The sequence below is a fragment of the Streptomyces sp. AC550_RSS872 genome, assembly GCF_019049285.1.
Lineage (GTDB): Bacteria > Actinomycetota > Actinomycetes > Streptomycetales > Streptomycetaceae > Streptomyces.
Map to the genome: position 1 here is coordinate 1 of NZ_JAGMUL010000035.1, position 20,817 is coordinate 20,817.

A 20,817-nucleotide genomic window follows, 5' to 3' on the forward strand; every position below is an offset into this window, starting at 1 on the left:
GTGCGGGGCGGTGGTGGCTTCGTCCTCGAATGCCGGACGGGCTGGAAGGTTTAGGCCCGGTGTAGTCCCCTGCGGGTGGGTGGGGGTTCGGGACGGTGGTGGCCTTGTCCTCGAACGCCGGACGGGCTGAAAGATGCACGCCGGGCCGGTAGATCCAGCCCCTCCGGCGTTTGAGGAGCGGGGTCTGGGGCGGAGCCCCAGGAGGATGGGACGGGTAGGGGCGGCGGGGGCGAAAAGCCGCCATGTCAGCCCACGCGCTGCCGAACCCGGTCCTTCTCAGCCCGCTGCCGCCGCTCCAGGAACGATTCCGCGCCGCCCACCGGCGGCTCCTCCGCAGGCAACGCCCGAAACACCCACGTCCGGTACGACCAGAACCGAAACAGCGTCGCCACACCGATACCGAGGAACTTGAAGACGTTGCTCTGCAACGGAGTGTCCCACCCGAAGCCGTACGTCGCCGCGTACAGCACCCCGTTCTCGATCACCAGACCGACCACGCTGAACAGCAGGAACAGACCCAGTTCCTTCGTACGCCGGCTCTTGTCCCGGTCCCGGTACGTGAAGTACCGAAAGCCCAGATAGTTGAAGATGATCGCGACGACGGTGGCGATGACACTCGCCCGCACCACCTGGAGGTCGGTCACATGCCGCACCAGGTTGAACACGAGGAGGTTGACCAGAAGCCCCGCGCCACCCACCGCACCGAACTTGGCGACCTCACGCACCAGCCGGTCGAAGCGCTGCCGTACGGCACTGCGAGGTACCGCAGGAGGCGCCGATTGAAGCCCCGAGGAACCACGTCCCATGGTCGTGAAGGCTCCTGTCGGTCGGTTTGCCGGTCGGTTTCGTCAACCCAGCCATGCTAACCACCCCCTTCGTCGATTGCCTGTGGGCGAACTCATAGGCCGGTACACAGGACGGCAAGAGACCTGGAAAAGTCCGGTAAGAGGGTCGCCCCGCGGCGGCCGATACCCTAGGGGCGTGACGTTCCCGGTAGTCGGCATGGTCGGCGGGGGCCAGCTCGCTCGTATGACACACGAGTCGGGCATCCCGTTGGGCATCAGGTTCAAGCTTCTCAGTGACACCCCTCAGGATTCCGCGGCGCAGGTCGTCAGCGATGTCGTCATCGGCGACTATCGCGACCTCGACACGCTCCGCGAGTTCGCCAGGGGCTGCGATGTGATCACCTTCGATCACGAACACGTACCCACCGAGCACCTCAGGGCCCTGGAGGCGGACGGCATCCCCGTGCGCCCGGGCCCCGACGCGCTCGTGCACGCCCAGGACAAGGGCGTGATGCGAGCGCGGCTCGACGCGATCGGCGTGCCGTGCCCACGGCACCGCATCGTGACCGACCCGCAGGACGTGGCCGCCTTCGCGGCCGAGGGCCTGCCCGAGGGCGCCGAGGGAGACGGCTTCCCGGTCGTCCTCAAGACCGTCCGCGGCGGTTACGACGGCAAGGGCGTCTGGGTCGTCGACTCGCCCGAGGAGGCCGCGGACCCGTTCCGCGCCGGCGTCCCGGTGCTCGCCGAGGAGAAGGTCGACTACGTCCGCGAACTCGCCGCGAACGTCGTCCGCTCCCCGCACGGCCAGGCGGTCGCCTACCCCGTGGTCGAGTCCCAGCAGGTGGGCGGCGTCTGCGACACGGTCATAGCGCCCGCACCCGACCTGGACGAGACCCTCGCGCTGAGGGCCGAGGAACTCGCCCTGACGATCGCCAAGGAACTGGACGTCGTCGGCCACCTCGCCGTCGAGCTGTTCCAGACCCGCGACGGCCGCATCCTCGTCAACGAGCTGGCGATGCGCCCGCACAACTCGGGCCACTGGACCCAGGACGGCGCGATCACGTCCCAGTTCGCCAACCACGTCCGGGCCGTCCTCGACCTCCCCCTCGGCGACCCGCGCCCGCGCGCCAGGTGGACGGTCATGGTGAACGTCCTCGGCGGCGACTACCCGGACATGTACTCCGCGTATCTGCACTGCATGGCCCGCGACCCCCAGCTGAAGATCCACATGTACGGCAAGGACGTGAAGCCCGGCCGCAAGGTCGGGCACGTCAACACCTACGGCGACGACCTCGACGACGTGCTGGAGCGCGCCCGTCACGCTGCCGGCTACCTGAGAGGCACGATCACCGAATGAGCCCCGTTGTTGGCATCGTCATGGGGTCGGACTCCGACTGGCCCGTCATGGAGGCCGCCGCGCAGGCCCTCGACGAGTTCGAGATCGAGTACGAGGTCGACGTCGTCTCCGCGCACCGTATGCCGCGAGAGATGATCACGTACGGCGAGCAGGCGGCCGAGCGGGGCCTGAAGGTGATCATCGCGGGGGCGGGTGGCGCGGCCCACCTCCCCGGCATGCTGGCCTCCGTGACCTCCCTGCCGGTCATCGGCGTCCCGGTCCCGCTGAAGTACCTCGACGGCATGGACTCCCTGCTCTCGATCGTGCAGATGCCGGCCGGCGTCCCGGTCGCCACGGTCTCCGTCGCCGGCGCGCGCAACGCGGGCCTGCTCGCCGCCCGCATCCTCGCCGCCCACGACGAGGACCTGCTCCAGCGGATGCGCGAGTTCCAGCAGGAACTCAACGACCAGGCCACCGAGAAGGGCAAGCGCCTGCGCGCCAAGGTCGAGGGCGCGAGCGGCTTCGGCTTCGGCTCCGGGAAGTGACGACGATGACCTCCTTGGAGGCAGCCCGGGAACTCCTGCGCGAGTTCCCGGTCGTCGACGGCCACAACGACCTCCCGTGGGCCCTGCGCGAACAGGTCCGCTACGACCTCGACGCCCGCGACATCGCCACCCATCAGGGCCCCCACCTGCACACCGACCTCCCGCGGCTGCGCGAGGGCGGCGTGGGCGCGCAGTACTGGTCGGTGTACGTCCGCTCGGACTACGCCGGCGACAAGGCGGTCAGCGCCACCCTCGAACAGATCGACTGCGTACGGCAGCTGCTGGCCCGCTACCCGGCCGACCTGCGCCCCGCGCTGACGGCGGCGGACATGGAGGCGGCGCGCGCGGAGGGCCGTATCGCCTCGCTGATCGGCGCGGAGGGCGGCCACTCCATCGCCGACTCCCTCGCCACGCTGCGGTCGCTGTACGCGCTGGGCGTCCGCTACATGACGCTCACCCACAACGACAACATCGCGTGGGCCGACTCGGCGACGGACGAGCCGGGCGTGGGCGGCCTGTCGGCCTTCGGCCGCGAGGTCGTCCGGGAGATGAACCGCGAGGGCATGCTCGTCGACCTCTCGCACGTGGCGGCGACGACGATGCGCGACGCACTGGACGCCACGTCGGCCCCGGTGATCTTCTCCCACTCCTCCTCCCGCGCGGTCTGCGACCACTCGCGCAACATCCCCGACGACGTCCTGGAACGCCTTCCGGGCAACGGCGGCGTCGCGATGGTGACGTTCGTGCCGAAGTTCGTGCTCCAGGCAGCCGTCGACTGGACGGCCGAGGCCGACGCGAACATGCGCGCCCACGGCTTCCACCACCTCGACACCACCGCCGAGGCGATGAAGGTGCACCGCGCCTTCGAGGAGGCCCACCCGCGTCCGGTCGCCACGGTGTCCACGGTCGCGGACCATCTGGACCACATGCGCGAGGTCGCCGGCATCGACCACCTCGGCATCGGCGGCGACTACGACGGCACCGCCTTCACCCCCGACGGCCTGAACGACGTCTCCGGCTACCCCAACCTCATCGCCGAGCTCCTGGACCGCGGCTGGTCGCGAACCGACCTGGCCAAGCTGACCTGGCAGAACGCGGTACGGGTACTGGGCGCGGCGGAGGACGTGGCCCGTGACCTTCAGGCGACCCGGGGTCCGTCCAACGCGACGATCGAGGAACTGGACGGGTAGCGGGGCTCGTTCACGGCTGCTCGATCCGGCAGAGGCAGAACGGATGCCCCGCCGGGTCGGCGTACACCCGGAAGTCGTCCTTGTCTTCCGTGCGCAGCAACCGCGCCCCCAGTACCAGCACCTTCTCCTGGGCGACCTCGACCTCCTCCCAGGTGGACCCGGCGTCGAAGTCGAGGTGGAACTGCTGGGAGTTGCGGTCGGCCCGCGGCCACTCCGGCGGGGTGTGGCCGGGCGCCGGCTGGAAGGCGAGCCGCGGCCCGCCCGGGAGTCGGAGTACGACCCAGTCGGGGTCGTCGTCCTCAGGTGTGCCGCCGCCGACGCCGGCGTAGAAGCGGGCGAGGGCGCGCGGGTCGGGGCAGTCGATGACGACGGAACGCAGACGTGCCGCTGGAGCCATGGATTCCTCCCGGGATCAGGGATCAGGGATCAGGGCGCGATCAGCAGACGCATTCGGATCAGCAGGCGCACAGGCAGAACGGGTGCCCGGCCGGGTCCGCGTAAACCCGGAAGGTCCGCGAACGGTCCTCGGCGTCCAGCGGCTTCGCCCCCAGCGCCAGCACCTCCTTCTCGGCCGTGTCCAGGTCCTCGACGGTCACGTCCAGATGGAACTGCTGCGAGTGCTCGGGCGCGGGCCACTGCGGCGGCACGTGACCGGGGACGGCCTGGAACGCCAGCGTCGGCCCGCCGGGCACCTTCAGGTCCAGCCAGTCTCCCTCTCCCTCGACGCTGCCGCCGAGCACGCGCGCGTAGAAGTCGGCGAGGGTGCGCGGGTCGGGACAGTCCAGGACGACGGCGCCCAGTGAAGCGATGGCCATGACTTCCTCCTCGAAGCCTTGGTTACCTGCGCCATGCGTCAACAGGTAACGCGGTTACCCTATGCTCCCGTATTGGCGGTAACCTCGCAAGGGGGTTCGGGCACGGAGGGATGGCGGAGGGATAGCGTTCGACCATGAGTGAGAGATCGCCCGCGCCCGGGGGTCTGGAACTGGTCCAGTCACTGGTCAACACGCTGGACATCGAGTCGGGCGCCGACGCGCTGGACACGGCGGACGGCCGGGCGCGCTACGGGCTGGCCGAGGAGGACGTACCCGGCGCCCGGGAACTGCGGGAGTCGCTGCGCGTGGCCCTGCTCGCCCACGCGGGCCATCCCCCGCACCGCACGGTGACCCCGCTCGGCGAGCTGCTGACGGCGAGCCCGCTGGTGGTGGCGGTCGACACCGCCGACGGTTCGGCCACCCTCGCCCCCGCCCACGAGGGCCCGCTGCTCTCCCGCGTGGCGGCCGCGATTGCCCAGGCCCTCGTCGAGGGCACCTGGACCCGGCTGAAGGCCTGCGAGGCGGTCGACTGCCACTGGGCGTACTACGACCGCAGTCCGGCGGGGCGCGGTCGCTGGTGCTCGATGCAGGTGTGCGGGGCGCGCGCGAAGATGCGGCGCTATCGAGCCAAGTAGGCCTTCGGGCCGGACAGGCCGACTTTCGAAAGGTTGTTGAAGATTCACTCGGCGCCGGGCGGCCGGTGTGCGGCAGAATGCGACAAGACGCCGTTTCGGCCGACTGAGCCTCGGCCGAAACGGCGTCCCCGCGTCACTGTCAGTGGTGGCCGCTAGGTTGGGCGCATGTCGATCTCTGTAGGACTCAGCCTCGATGTCACCGGTCTCCGGTCGGAAGAGGAGACGGCGCGCGTCGCCGAGGCACTGACCGCGTTCCTCACCGACAACGACCTCGACAGAGACGTGGCCGTCACCGAGGAGGCGTCGGCCGGCCGGGTCTTCGCGGGCAGCGACTACCCGATCATCGTGACCCGCTTCGGCGCCTGGGCCGACCGAATAGAGCAGGGCTCGCACGACACGGTGCGTGCGGTCGCCCCCGCCGCGGTGGTCGACTTCCGGTGGAGCTTCGAGGACGAGGACGACTGACCGCCGTCAACATGCCGGCGTCCGGTCGGTGATCGGTCGGTGGTCGTCGCAGACCGCCCGGACCGTCGATCGCGCGGCCCGGGCGGTCTGCGATCGCCGGTCAGGCCGTCGGTCGCCCCATCGCCCGGTAGCTCCAGCCGGCCTTCCGCCACAGCGCCGGGTCGAGGGCGTTACGGCCGTCCAGGATCACTCGGGCCGCCGCGGCCTCGCCCAGCGCGGCCGGGTCCAGCTCGCGGAACTCCCGCCACTCCGTGAGGTGCAGGACGACATCCGCGCCGCGCACCGCCTCGATCGCGCTGTCGGCGTAGCCGAGGGTCGGAAAGAGACGGCGGGCGTTGTCCATGCCCTTGGGGTCGTACACCGTGACCTGGCCGCCCTGGAGGTGGATCTGCCCGGCGACGTTCAGCGCGGGCGAGTCCCGCACGTCGTCCGAGTCGGGCTTGAAGGTCGCGCCGAGGACCGCGACCCGCTTGCCCAGGAAGGACCCGCCACCCAGCGCCTGCCGCGCCAGCTCCACCATCTGCCCACGCTGGCGCATGTTGATCGAGTCGATCTCGCGCAGGAAGGTCAGTGCCTGGTCCGCGCCCAGCTCACCGGCGCGGGCCATGAAGGCGCGGATGTCCTTGGGCAGGCACCCGCCGCCGAAGCCGATCCCGGCCCGCAGGAACTTCCTGCCGATCCGGTCGTCGTACCCGATGGCCTCCGCGAGCTTGGCCACATCGCCGTCGGCGGCCTCGCACACCTCCGCCATCGCGTTGATGAAGGAGATCTTGGTGGCGAGGAAGGAGTTGGCGGAGGTCTTCACCAGCTCCGCGGTGGGGAAGTCGGTGACGACGAAGGGGGAGCCGTCGGCGATCGGCGTCGTGTAGACCTCGCGCAGCAGCTTCTCGGCCCGCTCGCCGCGCACGCCGATCACGATCCGGTCCGGGTGCAGCGTGTCCTGGACGGCGAAGCCCTCGCGCAGGAACTCCGGGTTCCAGGCCAGCTCGGCGTCCTCGCCGGCCGGCGCGTGCTCGGCCAGGTAGGCGGCGAGACGGTCGGCGGAGCCGACGGGGACGGTGGACTTGCCGACGACGAGGGCGGCGTTCTTCAGATGCGGGGCGAGGGAGGCGAAGGCGGCGTCGACGTACGACATGTCACAGGCGTACTCGCCATGCCGCTGCGGCGTGTTCACGCACACGAAGTGCACATCGCCGAACTCCCCGACCTCGGCCCAGTCCATGGTGAACCGCAGCCGCCCGGTCGACCCCTCGATCCCGGCCACGTGCTTGCGCAGCAGCTCCTCCAGTCCCGGCTCGTACATCGGGACCTGGCCGCGGCGCAGCATCTCGATCTTCTCGGGCACCACGTCGAGTCCCAGTACCTCGAAGCCGAGCTCGGCCATGGCCGCGGCGTGGGTCGCGCCGAGGTAACCGGTGCCGATCACGGTGATCTTGAGGGCCATGGGGACTCCAGAAAGGGGTACGGGGGAGGTGCGCGCCCGAGCATAGTCGGAGGCTCTGAAGGGCAACTTCCCAGCTGTCGCCAAGCTCACGTACCCGTCGCGTGAGCCGACCTCTAAAATTTGAGTTACTTAACGGTAATTAGCGCCAGCATCGCACTTGACAACCAGCGTCCTTGGAGCGTGAGAGACCTTGGCCGGATCGGCTGACTTCGACCTGTACCGCCCGTCCGAGGAGCACGACATGCTCCGTGATGCCATCCGCTCCCTGGCCGAGGCGAAGATCGCGCCGTACGCCGCCGCGGTGGACGAGGACGCCCGCTTCCCGCAGGAGGCGCTGGAGGCCCTGGTCGCCAATGACCTGCACGCGGTGCACGTGCCCGAGGAGTACGGCGGCGCGGGCGCGGACGCGCTCGCCACGGTGATCGTGATCGAGGAAGTGGCCCGCGTCTGCGCGTCCTCCTCCCTCATCCCGGCCGTGAACAAGCTCGGCTCGCTGCCCGTGATCCTCTCCGGCTCCGAGGAGCTGAAGAAGAAGTACATGACCCCGCTCGCCAAGGGCGACGGCATGTTCTCGTACTGCCTCTCCGAGCCGGACGCCGGCTCCGACGCGGCCGGCATGAAGACGAAGGCCGTCCGCGACGGCGACCACTACGTGCTGAACGGCGTGAAGCGCTGGATCACCAACGCCGGCGTCTCCGACTACTACACGGTGATGGCGGTCACGGACCCGACGAAGCGCTCCAAGGGCATATCGGCGTTCGTCGTCGAGAGGTCCGACGAGGGCGTCTCCTTCGGTGCCCCGGAGAAGAAGCTCGGCATCAAGGGCTCCCCGACCCGCGAGGTCTACCTGGACAACGTTCGCATCCCCGCGGACCGCATGATCGGCGAGGAGGGCACCGGCTTCGCCACGGCGATGCAGACGCTGGACCACACCCGCATCACCATCGCCGCCCAGGCCCTCGGCATCGCCCAGGGCGCCCTCGACTACGCCAAGGGCTACGTCCAGGAGCGCAAGCAGTTCGGCAAGCCGATCGCCGACTTCCAGGGCATCCAGTTCATGCTCGCCGACATGGCCATGAAGATCTCGGCCGCCCGCGCCCTGACCTACCAGGCCGCCGCCGCCTCCGAGCGCGGCGACGCCGACCTCACCTACCAGGGCGCCGCCGCCAAGTGCTTCGCCTCGGACGTGGCGATGGAGGTCACCACGGACGCCGTCCAGCTCCTCGGCGGGTACGGCTACACCCGTGACTACCCGGTCGAGCGGATGATGCGCGACGCGAAGATCACGCAGATTTATGAGGGCACGAACCAGGTCCAGCGCATCGTGATGGCGCGGAACCTGCCGTAACGCGAGTCCTGCTGCAACGAGGGTGATCGTGGGAAGCCCGGGTCCGGCCGTGTGGGCCGGACCCGGGCTTCCTGGTCAAGGTGCGTACTCGCCGTCCGGAGTCACCCCTGGTCCTCCGACGAGGGGTAGATACGCCACAGCTGGGAGAGGTTCGGACCGCCCCACATCCGGGTCAGGCCCACCAGCCGGTCGTTGCCCTGGAGGTGGTCGGCGATGGCCAGGGCGTAGCGCGGGTGCACGACGGAGACCAGGTAGAAGTCATTGCCTCGCTCTGCGTGCGAGACCAGCCGCCAGTGCTGGCTGAGGCTGTCCGTGTGCTCTCGAAGGGTCACGGTGTCGGGCGGGTTGGCCCCTGCCGTGAGGCAGCGGTGGTTCGCGTACGACTCGATCCGCACCGTGGTGCCATCCGCGTTCGCCCGCAGGAACCACCGATGCGAGGTGTTGTCCTTGGCGAAGGGGTCCTGTGCCCAGGTCTGGGTGTGGTTGCCGACACCGTCGTGCCAGTCGTTGCACATGAAGTAGGTGCCGGTGATGTGGTGGGTCAGCGTGACCGATCCGCCCGCGAGCAGTACGAGGTCCGTCAAGTCAGTGCTCCTCAGCCTTGAGAGTCCGTCACGGGAGAGGGGCGCCCCTGAACTCAGCGTAGGCAGCCGGCTGTTGCTCCACAGCACGGCGAACCGGACGTTCTACGAGGCCAGAGCCTGTCCGGGAGGTCGTCGAACGCGTTGACGGCGCCGTCCGTACCAGCTGACCGGGCGTCACCCACAGGCAGCGCACACGGCGCAGCGGTGGGGTGGCGCACCGCCGGATTCGAACGGGCGGGGTGGAAGTCACGCGGAAGGCGAGAGGGCAAGGCCGGGGAACCGGCAGCCGTCACGACGAAACGGCTGTCTCATGCGCGTAGGGGAGGGCGCGGACACCGCCATGGAGGACGAGGTCCTGGGCGCGGCGGCGGACCAACTGCACGCGTGGGCCGAGAAGTTGTGAACCTGACTCCTTCACCTCAGTCCTCGCCTCAGTCCTCGCCTCAGTCTCGTCTCAGTCCTTGAGGTAGGGCTCAAGCAGCGTGCCCCATGAGTGAGTGATCTTCGCGAACTCATCGGGGCACCTCTCGGCTCGCTCCTCGGGGAGCACGCCGTCCGGGTTGCCCTTGCTCTCGACGATCCACTTGTACGCGTCGGGGTTCGAACCGTAGAGCCAGCAGGACCAGTTGTAGAACCGCTGGATGTCGAGGGAGTGCTCGTCGGCGTACTCGTTGGCGGGGATCCCCCCGGCCGCGTCCGCCTGCGCGAGGCCGGCCCAGGCGTTGATCGTGTCGATCGCGTACTCCTGGTGTTCGTCGTCGCCGCTGGCGAGCAGCAGTGCGGACAGCTGGTCGACGGCGTCCTCCTCCTCGCCGGTGGCGGGCAGGTCGTACATGGCGATGAGGCCGTGGCCGAGTTCGTGCAGGAGGACGCCGTTGGTCAGGCCGACGAGGTCCTGCTCCACGGCGGCGTCCTGTTGCCTGGTGCTGCCCTCGTTCTCCTGCTTCTCGTAGACCTGTCTGAGGGTGTCGACGAACTCGTAGCAGTACGTGATGTCCTTCGTCCCGGGATTCCAGAAGGCGTTGACCTGTCCGCAGCTCTTCGCGCGCAGCGGCACGTCGTACGGAAGAGCGACGATGTCGTCGGCGTAACGCGCGAGGCCCTCAAGGGCTTTGGTGCGCTTGAGGAATGCTTCCGTCCGCCGGTCCGCGGGCTTCTTCGGCTTCTCGTACGACACCACGAGTCGGCCCTGGCCCGCGGTCGGCGACGCGGAGGCGGTGGCCTTGAACGGCCGTACCGCATCCTCGGTCTTCGTCGTCGCGTCGTCGGAGCCGGACGAGCAGCCGGTGACGGCGGTGACGACGGCCCCGACGAGAACGGCCCCCGCCCGGACCCGTGAACTCCGCACCGTTGCCACCGGGGATCACCTCTCACGGGCGCCGTCGGATGCGGAACGCCTCCGCCCCACCGTGGCCGCGGGCCGTCCACCGGGCAAACGACGCGGGCCGAACGGGTGGCTTCCCGCCCGAGGTGCGGTCAGTCGCGAGGTGCGGTCAGTCCTCGAACCCCTCCGCCACCCGCTTCTCCCGCAGCTCCTTGATCGCCCGCCGCCGCGCCAGCCGGTGCGTCCGCCTGATCTGCGCCTCCTGGTACCGCCGCTTGTCGCGTTCGGACTCCGGCATCACCGGTGGGACCCGGCGCGGCTTGCCGTCGGCGTCCACCGCTGCGAAGACCAGGTAGGCCGAGCCGACCTGGGTGGGCGGGGCCGACTCGTTCCAGCGTTCGGCCAGGACCCGTACGCCGACCTCCATCGAGGTCCGGCCGGTCCAGTTGACCTGGGCCTTCACATGGACGAGGTCACCGACGCGGACCGGCTCCAGGAAGGCCATCTCGTCCATGGACGCGGTGACGGCGGGGCCACCGCTGTGCCGACCGGCCACCGCACCCGCCGCGTCGTCGACGAGTTTCATGATCACACCGCCGTGCACGGTCCCCAGAAGGTTGGTGTCGTTGTGGGTCATGATGTGACTGAGGGTGGTGCGGGACGCGGAGGTCGGCTTGCCCGGGATCTCCTGAGTGCCCGACTCCGCTGTGGTGACCTGGTCTGTCATGGCCTCCACCTTATGCCGAGCCGACATTCGCGGACTTTGTGTTGGCTTCGCAACAGCCCTGCCTCTATTTTCCCCCGAACCTTGTAAGGCACCCGGCCGTGCCCTGCACACTGGGGCGCATGAATGACTGGCCCGGTGGATGGTCCGACGACAATCGCGGTAACCGCTACGGACGCGGCAGCTCGAGCGCACAGCCCGAGGGTGCCCGCGTGATGCGGCAGGTCCGCCGCGGTCCGGCGGCGCCGCCCGGCCAGGGGTACGGCGGGGTGCCGCAGCAGCCGTCGTACGTGAACGGGCAGGGCCACGGCGGCTACGGCGATGACACCGCCCACGACGACGGGTACGACAGCGGGTACAACACCGGGCAGGTGTACGGCGGCGGCCCGGGCGGCCCGGGCGGCCCCGGCGGCAGGGGCACGCACGAGCCGCGGCCCGCGCCGAACTGGCGGCGCCGGATAAAGTTCACCGCGATCACGCTGGCGACCGTGCTGGTCGTGACGACCGTCGCCACCTACTTCTGGGCCGACGGCAAGCTCAACCGCGAGGTCGACCTGTCCAAGGTCATCGAGCGGCCGGAGGCGGGCGAGGGCACGAACTACCTGATCGTCGGCTCCGACAGCCGCGAGGGCATGACGGCCGACCAGAAGAAGGAACTGCACACCGGCTCCGCCGAGGGCAAGCGCACGGACTCGATGATGATCCTGCACACCGGCAGCGGCAGCCCGACGCTGATCTCGCTGCCGCGTGACTCGAACGTCACGATCCCCTCGTTCAAGGGCTCGGACTCCGGGAAGGTCTACCAGGGCACCGGCCGCCAGGTGAAGCTGAACGCCGCGTACGCGGAGGACGGTCCCGAACTGCTCGTCCGCACCGTCGAGGCCAACACCGGCCTGCACATCGACCACTACGTCGAGATCGGCTTCGCCGGCTTCGCGAACATCGTGGACTCGGTCGGCGGCGTCGAGATCGACATCCCGCAGGACATCAAGGACTCCAAGTCCGGCGCCGACCTCAAGAAGGGCAAGCAGACCCTGAACGGCGAGGAGGCGCTCGCCTTCGTCCGCACCCGGTACGCGCTGGCCGGCTCCGACCTGGACCGGACGAAGAACCAGCAGAAGTTCCTGTCCGCCCTGGCCAACCAGGTCGCGACCCCGGGCACGGTCCTCAACCCCTTCAAGCTGTACCCGACCATGGGCGCCGGCCTGGACTCCCTGATCGTCGACAAGGACATGGGCCTGTGGGACCTGGCGACCATGTTCTGGGCGATGAAGGGCGTCAGCGGCGGCGAGGGCAAGTCGATGAACATGCCGATCTCGGGCAACTCCTCGAACGGCAACCTCCAGTGGGACACCGCGAAGGTGAAGCAGCTGGTGGAGGAGCTGAAGAACGACGAGACGGTGACCGTCTCGGGCAACTGAGCGCACCTGTGATCGAGGGCACCCCTAGGGCCTGTCCCTGGCGCGAGGGTGCCCTCGACCGTTGTCAGGCGGCCGTCACATCGTGGCGCCCGCCATCGCGCGACAGGTGGCGGCACAGCGACGACACGCCTCGGCACAGCGCATCATCTGCGCGTCGTCCGGCATGGCCATACACGCCTCGGCGCACATCTCGCACGCCTTGGCGCACATCGCGCACATCTCGGCCGACATCGGCGAGCGGCGCATCATCATGTCCGCGCACATGCGGGTCGTCTCGGCGCAGTCCATGAGCGCCCGCATGATCTGCATCTGAGCCTGGCCGCCCATCTGCATGCAGGAGCTCATGGTCTCCTCGCAGATGCTGTGGCAGGTCATGCACGCGTCGACGCAGTCCTGCATCTCCTTGCTCATGGCAGGCATGGTTCCGGGCTGGGTCATGGCTCCTCCTGGGGGACGCGGGAGCCCGGGGCGGGCCCCGTGCCCTTCCGTCCTACGCCCGCCCACCGCACCGCGCCATCGGGCGGACACGAACAATTCGCACCAGATGCCGCACGAGTCAACGCGTCCGGCATTCCACCGAATACCGCCGCGCACGTCCATTGAGGTTATGGACGGTGCTACGAGCACCCTGCCTCGTCGCCCCGCACCACGATCGACTGGCCCTGCGTCGGGTCCTCGGCCCGTACCTTGCGCACCTTCTCGAAGTCCGCCCCGACCACCACCTTCAGCGTCGGCCCCAGCCCCTTCACCGCACGCAGCTCACTCCCCGGCAGCGCGGCCGCCAGCGACTTCGCCGACCGGTCCCAGCCGGGGTCGTGGACGACGACCGTCCGCTTCACCGCGCGGTCCGCCGCGGCCACCGGGCGCCCCGTCGTACGGAACCCGGTCGCCGCCAGCGCCGCGTCGACGCGCTTGCCGAGGCCGTTCTCCTTCGTGCCGTTCTCCACCTGGACATGGATCTGCTGCGGGGCGACCTCCACGGGTACGGCCCGGCGCTTGGGCCGGTGCGTGGACAGCGGCTTGTCCTCGCGCAGGGCCCGGAAGAGGCGCTCGGCCTGTGCGGTGTCCCACTTCACCGTGGAGCCGACGCCCTTCACCTCGTACTCCAGCTGCTCGATCGGCACGGTCGTGAACTCCGACGACGACGGCGAGAAGTTCCGCATCGCCCGCCCGAGGTCGAGCAGCTCGCCCGTCCCGAAGCCCTTGTCGGCCCGCACCGAGCCCAGCACGGCCCGCGTCACGTCCCGGAACCTCATCGGGTTCAGCAGGATCCCGGACGACGTCGCCCGCTCGACCAGCGCCGCCATGAACCGCTGCTGGCGGTGCACCCGGCCCAGGTCGGAGTCGCTGTCGACATGCCGCGCACGGACGTACTGCAACGCCTCGCCGCCCATCAGCCGGTGCCGCCCGGCCGGCAGGTCCAGCCCTGTGTACGAGTCCTTCAGCGGCTCGGCGGTGCAGATCTGCACGCCGCCGACCACGTCCACCGTCTTCATGAAGCTGGTGAAGTCGACCTCCAGATAGTGGTCGATCTTGACGTGGGTCATGTGCTCGACGGTGCGCACGGTGAGGTTCGGACCACCCTCCGCATACGCCGCGTTGATCTTGATGGGATGGCTCTTGCGCCCGTCGGCTCCGGGCACCTCGGCGTACGAGTCGCGCGGCAGGCTCACCACGCTGGCCCGCTCCCGGTCCTCCGAGATGTGCACGATCATGATCGTGTCGGTGCAGTGGCAGGGGGCACCGCCGAGCCGGTACTTGCGCCGCTCCTCCTCGCTGATGCGGTCGCGGCCGTCCGTGCCGACCAGCAGGACGTTCATCCCGTGCCCGGCCTGCGGCCGGTTCTTCATGTCCTTGAACGGGTCCACCCGCGCGATCTTCGCGTCCAGGCTGGTGACCACCGCGTGCCCGATCCCGGCCGAGGCGAGGATCACCACCGACAGGGTGGTCACCGCCCGCATGGCCCAACGCGGCCGCCTGCGCCGTACGGGCGCGACCGGCCGCGCCCCGCCACGGGACGGCTGCGAACTGCGCTGCGGCGAGGCGGGGGAGCGGCGGGGCGGCGTGGGCATGGGGGGATACCTCCGCTGGGGTTGCCCTGGGGGCCGTACGTGGGATCCGTGAGCACCGTAGGCCCATACGATCTGCGGCCCGGGGCAGCGACCCCGGCGGGGCGCACCGCTGTCCCCCGTTCGCGGTAACGTGAGGCCCCTATGAACGCCAATCCCGACGTGCAGCTCCCCGCCGTGTCCGTCATCATGCCCGTCCTCAACGAGGAGCGGCATCTGCGCGGAGCCGTCCAAGCGATCCTCGCGCAGGAGTACGCCGGCGAGATGGAGGTCGTGATCGCCCTCGGTCCGTCCACGGACCGCACGGACGAGATCGCGGCTCAGCTCGTCGCCGAGGACTCCCGCGTCCATACGGTTCCGAATCCGACCGGGCGTACGCCCGCCGCGCTCAACGCCGCGATCAAGGCCTCCCGTCACCCGATCGTCGTCCGCGTCGACGGCCACGGCATGCTCTCGCCCAACTACATCGCCACCGCCGTACGGCTCCTGGAGGAGACCGGCGCGCAGAACGTCGGCGGCATCATGCACGCCGAGGGCGAGAACGACTGGGAGCACGCGGTCGCTGCGGCGATGACCTCGAAGATCGGCGTCGGCAACGCCGCCTTCCACACCGGTGGCGAGGCGCAGTCGGCCGAGACCGTCTACCTCGGTGTCTTCCGGCGCGAAGCGCTGGAGCAACAGGGCGGCTACAACGAGGAGTTCATCCGCGCCCAGGACTGGGAGCTGAACTTCCGGATCCGCGAGGCGGGCGGCCTCATCTGGTTCTCGCCCGAGCTGAAGGTGTCGTACCGCCCGAGGCCGAGCGTGAAGGCCCTCGCCAAGCAGTACAAGGACTACGGCCGCTGGCGGCACGTCGTAGCCCGCTACCACGCCGGCTCCATCAACCTGCGCTATCTCGCGCCGCCGACCGCGGTGTGCGCCATCGCGGCGGGCCTCGTGGCGGGCGCCCTGGTCACCCCGTGGGCCCTGGTGATCCCCGGCGGCTACCTCGCGGCCATCGCCGCCGGGTCCGTCCCGGCCGGCAAGGGCCTCCCGCTGAAGGCACGCCTCCAGATCCCGGTCGCCCTCGCCACCATGCACATGTCCTGGGGCTACGGCTTTCTGACCAGCCCGCGCTCCCTGGCGAAGAAGGTCATCGCCTCCCGCCGCCCGGCCGTGCTCAGCGCCAACTGAGCCCCGCCGGGCGGGCGGTGCCCGTCACCAGGTGAAGTCCGGATCCACCTTCATGCACGCCTTGGTGTCGGAGGCGTTGAGCGCCTCCGCCGTGTCCGGCGTCCTGTCGTCCTGCTTCGGCGCCTTGTACGCCGTACCCTCGCGCCAGTCGGCGCCGACGACGAGGGTGACCCCGGAGACGTTCGTGGACTTCTCCACGGAGCTGGTGGGGATGCCGAGGGCCTTGGCGAGCCGCTGGGCGTCGCCCTCCAGGTCGGCGCTCGGGTAGCGGACGAGTGTCCTGTCCTCGACCGGCGTGGTCGAGGCGTCCGCCACGGCCCTCGTGAAGCCCTTGTCGACGAGCAGCCCGGCGACGGTGGTCGCGCGGCCGGAGGCCGGGGCGAGGGTGTCGGTGCGGGTGCCGTTCTGCACCTGGACGGCGATCTCGGCGTCCGCCGCGGCCGCGTCGGTGGAGCCCTTCTCCTCGGTGGACTTCTTCTTGTCCTTGCCGTCGAGGGCGATGTCCTCGCGCACCAGCCGGAACAGCTTGGTCGCGTCCTCGGTGGGCACCACCCGGCCGGTCTGGATCGTGTCGTACTCGTTCGGCATCGTCGTCATGGTGATGCGCGACGTCGGCACCTTCTTGAGCTCGCCCGCCAGGTCGTACAGCTTCGCCACCGTGCCCAGGCCCGGGTCGACGGTGAGGGCGTTGGTGGCCGCCTCGGCGAGTGCGCGCAGCTTGCCCGGGTTGCTGAGCTTGGCGTTCTTGCGCAGCTCGCGGACCATCGAGTTCATGTACTGGTGCTGCGCCTTGGCGCGGGCCAGGTCGCTGCCGTCCTCGAAGCCGTACCGGGTGCGCAGCCACTGAAGGGCCTGCTTGCCCTTGATGTACGTCGTGCCCTTCTCCAGCTTCAGCCCCGAGCCGTGGCCCTTGCTGTCCTTGGAGCGGATGTTGGCGTTCACACAGACCGGGACGCCGCCGATCGCGTCCGCCATCGACACCACACCGGAGAAGTCGATCATCATGAAGTGGTCGATGTGGATGTCGGTCAGCTTCTCCCACGTCGCCACCGTGCACCCGGGGCCGCCGCGGCCCAGCGACTGGTTCGTCATCGTGCGCTCGCGGGCCTGGAACACGTCCCCGCTGTCCGGGTCGGTGCACTTGGGCATGTCCACCAGGGTGTCGCGCGGCATGCTCACCACCGACATGTTGGTGCGGTCGGCGGACACGTGCAGCAGCATCTGCACATCGGCGAGCGGGGTGCCGCCGAACGTCTCCTTGGCGCCGCCGAGTTTCTGGTTCTCCTTGCTGTCCCGCGCGTCCGAGCCGATCAGCAGGATGTTCAGCGGCGTCTGACCGGCCGCGTTCGCCTCGGTCCGGGCGGCGCGGTCCTTCGCGTCGCCGATGTTGAGGTCGTCCTTCTTCAGATTGCCGTTGAGGTGCTGGTAGTAGAGATACCCGGCACCCGCGGTGCCCAGTATCACCACCGCCAGAACCGTCGCCGACCAGCGCAGCGCACGCCGTCTGCGGCGCCTGCCGTCGGCACTCCGGCCGCCTCTGCGACCCCCGCCACCGTGCCGGCCGCCCTGGTCGGCCGGCGTGTCCTGGTCGGCCTGCGGGGTGAGGGACATGGTGTCCTCCACCGCGGGGGCCTCCCCTCGCACACTGCTCTGCGCCAACTCTCTGCCCTTCCCCGCCCATTGCCCGACACGGCTTCGCTCCGCCCCGGACCTCCCTGTCCGGTGCGGAGCGCACCATGGCAGACCACCCTGTCCGACACCGGTTCGCTACCTGTCAGACCCCTGTGGATCCGGACCGGGTTGGCCACGCGTCGGCAAAATCCATGCCGGGTACGGCCACGCGCCGTGCCCGGCCGACGCCGGCCGACACACCGGTGTCGTGTGTCAGACCAACGAGCGTTCGGCACAGTTGCGTTCCCGGCGCGGTTTTCGTACCGGGAGCGGCATGCCGGGGGCTACTGCGCGCACTCGACCTTGTCGGCCGTGGACTTCTCCACGTCGGGAGCCTTCGTCGGGGCCGTGAGCGAGACGCCCGCGCCCTTGAAGTCCTTGCCCAGCGTCAGGGTCATCGTGGGCAGGCCCTGGGAGTTGGTCACGCTCTTGCCGGGCTTCATCGCGGACCCCGAGAGACCCATGATGGCGGCGAGCCGGCGTGCCTGGTCCGCCTGGTCCGGCGCGTACTCCAGCGTCGTCTTCGCCAGCGTCGCCGGGGCGTTGCCCCCGTTCTCCGACTTGGTCACGTCCTCCGCGGTCTGGAGCCAGGAGAGGGTCTCCTGGGCGCTGCCCGCGGGGGCCCCGCCGTTGAAGATCTGCACCCGCACCTCGGAGGCGTCGGCCTTGGTGCCCTTGAGCCGGGCGGCCACGGCGGCGGCCTCCTTCTTCTTCTGCTGCTTGACCTCGGTGAACGAGACGTCGTTCTGGATCGCCTGGAAGACCTGTGGAGCCGTCGTCTCGTTGAGGACGACCGTCGACTTGACCTTCTCGGCCGGGTTGTCGCGCACGGGAACCGTGGTGAAGGTCAGGTTCTTGGTGTTGAGCTTGCCCAGCTCCAGACCGAGGTCCTTCAGCTTGTCGATGCTGTCGAGCTGGGAGTCGACGGTCAGCGCCTTGGTGCCCGCCTCCGCCAGCTTGATCATCTTGGTCGGGCTGGAGAGCGTGTCGTTGGACTTCAGCTTGCGCATCAGCGCGCTGAGGAACTGCTGCTGGAGCCCGATCCGGCTCAGGTCACCGCCGAAGCCGACGGCGTGCCGCGTGCGGACGAAGGCCAGCGCCTGCTCGCCCTCGATCACATGCTCGCCCTTGGGGAGGTCGAGGTGGGAGTCGGGGTCGTTGATGTCCTTGCCCAGACACACCTCGACGCCACCGACCGCCGTCGTCAGCGTCTTGACCGCGTTGAAGTCGGCCACCATGAAGTTGTCCGGCTTGATCCCGGTCAGCTCGGTGACGGTACGGCTGGTGCAGCTGGGCGTACGGCCCTCCTGGCCCAGGCTCGTGTTGAAGCGCACGCCGGTCTCGCCCGGGATGACCTTCTGGGAGCCGTCCTCCTGCGTGGTCGGGCAGTCGGGGATGTCGACGATGAGGTCGCGCGGGATGCTGAGCGCGGTCGCGTTCGAGCGGTCCTTGGAGACGTGCAGCAGGATCGTGGTGTCGGCGTGCCCCGCGCTGCCGGCGTCGCCGTACTTGTCGTTGCCCGCGCCCGTGCGCTTGTCCGTGCCGATGAGCAGGATGTTGATGGCCTTGTCCTTGGAGAAGCCACCGGTGCTCGCGCCGTCGTCGGAGACGGCCTGGATGTTGTCGTTGAGGTGCTCGATGTAGAGATACCCGCCGACCGCGGCGGCGACCACCACGAACGCCGTCACGCCGCCGGTCCACAGCAAGGCCTTCTTCGCCTTGCTCTTCTTCTCCGGCCGGCGACCGCGCCGCCCCGCCGACGGTTCCTCGGGCGCGCCTCGACGCCTGCGCTGCGAGGGGACCTCGCGGCCGGAGGCGCCCCGGTCCGGGCGCGGCTCGCGTCCGTCCCTGCCCTCTCGGCCGTCGCGGGCCGGGGCGGCGCTCCGGTTGCGTACGGCGCCTCCGGCTCCGCCGGCTCGTGCGGCGGCTCCGGCCCGGGAGGCGGATCTGCGCGGTCCCGGAACCGATGACTGCGGAGCGGAAGGAGTCAGTCGCAGTTCGTATTCACCGGTGTTCGGATTGAGCACCCACTGGTCTGCGGGGTCGATGTCATCCGCCCGCCCACGGCCTTGCGCGTCCACGGTTGTCTGCATCCTCCGTCGGGGCCACGCGGCGCCTACCCCCTCCAAGGCGCTCGGGTCTCGGTCAAACAGTGCGCAAGCCTAACTACGGCCGGGTGCACCGGATCGCTCACACTATCCGCCCAGTTCAGCGTCAAGCGACGACGGTGACAAATTCCACTTCCCTACAACTGGGCAATCCGGCGCATTTCTTTGAACTGGGGTTCGCCGACTTGGTGAGCGCTTTACTCGCACGCGTTCTCGGCGGCGGTGTTGCCCCGGAAGGTGGGTGCCGGGGGAGTGGGGTCGGCGGGCCTGTTCGACTGGCTGCCGCCCGGCTTTCCGTCGCTGTCGTGCGAACTCCCGTGCGAAGAGTCGCTGGATGGGCCCTGGGACGTTTCGGGCGAATTCACGACTTCCACCGGAGCGTCGGTGCGGAGCCGTTGGAAGAGTCGCCTGGCTTCGGGCTCCACGAGTTGGTCGCGATTGGCGTTGTGTATGTACGACTCCCGAGGGACCGTGAGAAATTGCACGCGTTCGGTGGGGATGTCGCGCACTCCGCGGGCAAGTTCGTACAAACCGCGCAAACTGGCCAGGGCGGGGTCGGTGGTGAGGGAGGACGTCGCCGCGTCCAGGACGGGGTAGAGCCTGACCGGATTCAGCAGGACGTCGTTGCTCTGGACCTTGTGCACGAGCGCGGCGAGGAAGCGCTGCTGGCGTTCCATGCGGTCGGTGTCGCTGCCGTTGCCGAGGGACTTGCGGGCGCGGACGTAGCCGAGGGCCTGCTCGCCGTTGAGGGTCACCTTGCCGGCCGGGAGGCGTAGTTTGGCGGCCTTGTCGTTGATGGGCTTCGCCAGGCAGATCCGTACGCCGTCGACGGCGTCGACCATCTCCTTGAAGCCGTGGAAGTCGACGACCACGTGGTGGTCGACACGGATGTCGGTGAGCCGCTCGACGGTGCGGATCGTGCAGGCCGAACCGCCCTTCTGGAAGGCGTAGTTGAACATCGCGAACACGGGCTGGGTGCGGGTGCCGTCCCGGCGGCGGCAGCTGGGGACGTCCACCATCAGATCGCGGGGTATCGACACGGCGGTGGCGCTGCGGCGCTCGGCGGAGAGGTGCAGCAGGATCGTGGTGTCGGAACGCTCGGTTCCGGAGTCGCGTCCGTAGCGCCGGTTGGCCCGGCCCGCCCGGGAGTCCGACCCGATGAGCAGGATGTTCTGGGCGT

20 protein-coding genes are annotated in these 20,817 nt (G+C 69.5%); 8 read left to right on the top strand and 12 right to left on the bottom strand.

Annotated elements, in window-relative coordinates:
• Nucleotides 1-245 precede the first annotated feature (245 nt).
• A complete protein-coding gene (locus tag KUM44_RS16790; RefSeq protein ID WP_217208696.1) occupies nucleotides 246-806 on the bottom strand; it encodes a GtrA family protein in 561 nt (186 codons plus the stop codon).
• Between the two features lie 175 nt (nucleotides 807-981).
• Here KUM44_RS16790 and KUM44_RS16795 point away from each other — a divergent pair, with 175 nt between their 5' ends.
• Genes KUM44_RS16795 through KUM44_RS16805 form a run of 3 tightly spaced genes read left to right on the top strand, consistent with a single transcriptional unit; the run spans nucleotide 982 to nucleotide 3,856 of the window.
• Complete coding sequence (locus tag KUM44_RS16795; protein WP_217208697.1) at nucleotides 982-2,142, top strand: 5-(carboxyamino)imidazole ribonucleotide synthase; 1,161 nt, start codon at nucleotides 982-984, stop codon at nucleotides 2,140-2,142.
• Nucleotides 2,139-2,666 (top strand): 5-(carboxyamino)imidazole ribonucleotide mutase, encoded by a 528-nt coding sequence (purE, locus tag KUM44_RS16800; protein WP_217208698.1) that lies wholly within the window; start codon nucleotides 2,139-2,141, stop codon nucleotides 2,664-2,666. The genes KUM44_RS16795 and purE overlap by 4 nt, the downstream gene beginning before the upstream one ends.
• A 5-nt stretch (nucleotides 2,667-2,671) precedes the next feature.
• Nucleotides 2,672-3,856: a dipeptidase gene (locus KUM44_RS16805; protein ID WP_217208699.1), complete on the top strand. Its 1,185-nt coding sequence runs from the start codon at nucleotides 2,672-2,674 to the stop codon at nucleotides 3,854-3,856.
• A 10-nt stretch (nucleotides 3,857-3,866) separates the two neighbouring features.
• Here the strand turns inward: KUM44_RS16805 and KUM44_RS16810 are convergent, their stop codons facing one another.
• Together KUM44_RS16810 and KUM44_RS16815 are read right to left on the bottom strand one after the other, a co-directional pair.
• A complete protein-coding gene (locus tag KUM44_RS16810; protein ID WP_217208700.1) occupies nucleotides 3,867-4,253 on the bottom strand; it encodes a VOC family protein in 387 nt (128 codons plus the stop codon).
• Between the two features lie 58 nt (nucleotides 4,254-4,311).
• Nucleotides 4,312-4,671 (bottom strand): VOC family protein, encoded by a 360-nt coding sequence (locus tag KUM44_RS16815; protein WP_217208701.1) that lies wholly within the window; start codon nucleotides 4,669-4,671, stop codon nucleotides 4,312-4,314.
• 134 nt (nucleotides 4,672-4,805) lie between these two features.
• Between KUM44_RS16815 and KUM44_RS16820 the strand changes: the two genes are divergently transcribed.
• Both KUM44_RS16820 and KUM44_RS16825 read left to right on the top strand, forming a co-directional pair.
• Nucleotides 4,806-5,306, top strand: coding sequence for a CGNR zinc finger domain-containing protein (locus KUM44_RS16820; protein WP_217208702.1), 501 nt, complete (start codon nucleotides 4,806-4,808; stop codon nucleotides 5,304-5,306).
• Nucleotides 5,307-5,471: 165 nt separating this feature from the next.
• Complete coding sequence (locus KUM44_RS16825) at nucleotides 5,472-5,771, top strand: hypothetical protein (protein ID WP_217208703.1); 300 nt, start codon at nucleotides 5,472-5,474, stop codon at nucleotides 5,769-5,771.
• A 100-nt stretch (nucleotides 5,772-5,871) separates the two neighbouring features.
• On the opposite strand, the gene KUM44_RS16830 is transcribed toward KUM44_RS16825, so the two are convergent.
• Entirely contained in the window at nucleotides 5,872-7,215 is a 1,344-nt protein-coding gene (locus KUM44_RS16830; RefSeq protein ID WP_217208704.1) for a UDP-glucose/GDP-mannose dehydrogenase family protein, read from the bottom strand.
• Nucleotides 7,216-7,405: 190 nt separating this feature from the next.
• Between KUM44_RS16830 and KUM44_RS16835 the strand changes: the two genes are divergently transcribed.
• Nucleotides 7,406-8,563: an acyl-CoA dehydrogenase gene (locus KUM44_RS16835; RefSeq protein ID WP_302186012.1), complete on the top strand. Its 1,158-nt coding sequence runs from the start codon at nucleotides 7,406-7,408 to the stop codon at nucleotides 8,561-8,563.
• A gap of 101 nt (nucleotides 8,564-8,664) precedes the next feature.
• Here the strand turns inward: KUM44_RS16835 and KUM44_RS16840 are convergent, their stop codons facing one another.
• The 3 genes from KUM44_RS16840 to KUM44_RS16850 all read right to left on the bottom strand — a co-directional run bounded on the left by KUM44_RS16840 (nucleotide 8,665) and on the right by KUM44_RS16850 (nucleotide 11,198).
• Complete coding sequence (locus KUM44_RS16840) at nucleotides 8,665-9,147, bottom strand: RICIN domain-containing protein (RefSeq protein WP_217208706.1); 483 nt, start codon at nucleotides 9,145-9,147, stop codon at nucleotides 8,665-8,667.
• A 454-nt stretch (nucleotides 9,148-9,601) separates the two neighbouring features.
• Nucleotides 9,602-10,504 carry a DUF4344 domain-containing metallopeptidase gene (locus KUM44_RS16845; RefSeq protein ID WP_217208707.1) on the bottom strand — a complete coding sequence of 301 codons (903 nt, stop codon included), beginning with the start codon at nucleotides 10,502-10,504 and terminating at the stop codon, nucleotides 9,602-9,604.
• A gap of 136 nt (nucleotides 10,505-10,640) precedes the next feature.
• Nucleotides 10,641-11,198, bottom strand: a complete 558-nt coding sequence (locus tag KUM44_RS16850) for an acyl-CoA thioesterase (RefSeq protein ID WP_254389633.1) — start codon at nucleotides 11,196-11,198, stop codon at nucleotides 10,641-10,643.
• 119 nt (nucleotides 11,199-11,317) lie between these two features.
• On the opposite strand from KUM44_RS16850, the gene KUM44_RS16855 reads away from it, so the two are divergent.
• Nucleotides 11,318-12,616, top strand: coding sequence for an LCP family protein (locus KUM44_RS16855; protein ID WP_217208709.1), 1,299 nt, complete (start codon nucleotides 11,318-11,320; stop codon nucleotides 12,614-12,616).
• Between the two features lie 75 nt (nucleotides 12,617-12,691).
• Here the strand turns inward: KUM44_RS16855 and KUM44_RS16860 are convergent, their stop codons facing one another.
• Entirely contained in the window at nucleotides 12,692-13,054 is a 363-nt protein-coding gene (locus tag KUM44_RS16860; protein ID WP_217208710.1) for a four-helix bundle copper-binding protein, read from the bottom strand.
• Nucleotides 13,055-13,233: 179 nt separating this feature from the next.
• Nucleotides 13,234-14,688 (bottom strand): LCP family protein, encoded by a 1,455-nt coding sequence (locus tag KUM44_RS16865; RefSeq protein ID WP_217208711.1) that lies wholly within the window; start codon nucleotides 14,686-14,688, stop codon nucleotides 13,234-13,236.
• Nucleotides 14,689-14,829: 141 nt separating this feature from the next.
• Between KUM44_RS16865 and KUM44_RS16870 the strand changes: the two genes are divergently transcribed.
• The gene (locus KUM44_RS16870; protein ID WP_217208712.1) at nucleotides 14,830-15,858 is read left to right on the top strand and encodes a glycosyltransferase family 2 protein; all 1,029 of its coding nucleotides are present in this window, start codon (nucleotides 14,830-14,832) and stop codon (nucleotides 15,856-15,858) included.
• Nucleotides 15,859-15,882: 24 nt separating this feature from the next.
• Here KUM44_RS16870 and KUM44_RS16875 read toward each other — a convergent pair whose 3' ends face one another.
• From KUM44_RS16875 to KUM44_RS16885, 3 genes are all read right to left on the bottom strand, one after another.
• Nucleotides 15,883-17,469, bottom strand: a complete 1,587-nt coding sequence (locus tag KUM44_RS16875; RefSeq protein ID WP_217208715.1) for an LCP family protein — start codon at nucleotides 17,467-17,469, stop codon at nucleotides 15,883-15,885.
• A gap of 344 nt (nucleotides 17,470-17,813) precedes the next feature.
• Entirely contained in the window at nucleotides 17,814-19,610 is a 1,797-nt protein-coding gene (locus tag KUM44_RS16880) for an LCP family protein (RefSeq protein ID WP_217208713.1), read from the bottom strand.
• A 224-nt stretch (nucleotides 19,611-19,834) separates the two neighbouring features.
• Nucleotides 19,835-20,817, bottom strand: a 983-nt coding sequence (locus KUM44_RS16885; protein WP_217208714.1) for an LCP family protein, incomplete at its 5' end; no start/stop codon positions are given.

Excerpts from the sequence above, each read along its gene's own strand:
- KUM44_RS16790 (WP_217208696.1), bottom strand. The coding sequence starts at position 806 with ATGGGACGTGGTTCCTCGGGGCTTCAATCGGCGCCTCCTGCGGTACCT.
- purE (WP_217208698.1), top strand. The coding sequence starts at position 2,139 with ATGAGCCCCGTTGTTGGCATCGTCATGGGGTCGGACTCCGACTGGCCC.
- KUM44_RS16805 (WP_217208699.1), top strand. The coding sequence starts at position 2,672 with ATGACCTCCTTGGAGGCAGCCCGGGAACTCCTGCGCGAGTTCCCGGTC.
- KUM44_RS16810 (WP_217208700.1), bottom strand. The coding sequence starts at position 4,253 with ATGGCTCCAGCGGCACGTCTGCGTTCCGTCGTCATCGACTGCCCCGAC.
- KUM44_RS16815 (WP_217208701.1), bottom strand. The coding sequence starts at position 4,671 with ATGGCCATCGCTTCACTGGGCGCCGTCGTCCTGGACTGTCCCGACCCG.
- KUM44_RS16820 (WP_217208702.1), top strand. The coding sequence starts at position 4,806 with ATGAGTGAGAGATCGCCCGCGCCCGGGGGTCTGGAACTGGTCCAGTCA.
- KUM44_RS16825 (WP_217208703.1), top strand. The coding sequence starts at position 5,472 with ATGTCGATCTCTGTAGGACTCAGCCTCGATGTCACCGGTCTCCGGTCG.
- KUM44_RS16830 (WP_217208704.1), bottom strand. The coding sequence starts at position 7,215 with ATGGCCCTCAAGATCACCGTGATCGGCACCGGTTACCTCGGCGCGACC.
- KUM44_RS16850 (WP_254389633.1), bottom strand. The coding sequence starts at position 11,198 with ATGACAGACCAGGTCACCACAGCGGAGTCGGGCACTCAGGAGATCCCG.
- KUM44_RS16855 (WP_217208709.1), top strand. The coding sequence starts at position 11,318 with ATGAATGACTGGCCCGGTGGATGGTCCGACGACAATCGCGGTAACCGC.
- KUM44_RS16860 (WP_217208710.1), bottom strand. The coding sequence starts at position 13,054 with ATGACCCAGCCCGGAACCATGCCTGCCATGAGCAAGGAGATGCAGGAC.
- KUM44_RS16865 (WP_217208711.1), bottom strand. The coding sequence starts at position 14,688 with ATGCCCACGCCGCCCCGCCGCTCCCCCGCCTCGCCGCAGCGCAGTTCG.
- KUM44_RS16870 (WP_217208712.1), top strand. The coding sequence starts at position 14,830 with ATGAACGCCAATCCCGACGTGCAGCTCCCCGCCGTGTCCGTCATCATG.
- KUM44_RS16875 (WP_217208715.1), bottom strand. The coding sequence starts at position 17,469 with ATGTCCCTCACCCCGCAGGCCGACCAGGACACGCCGGCCGACCAGGGC.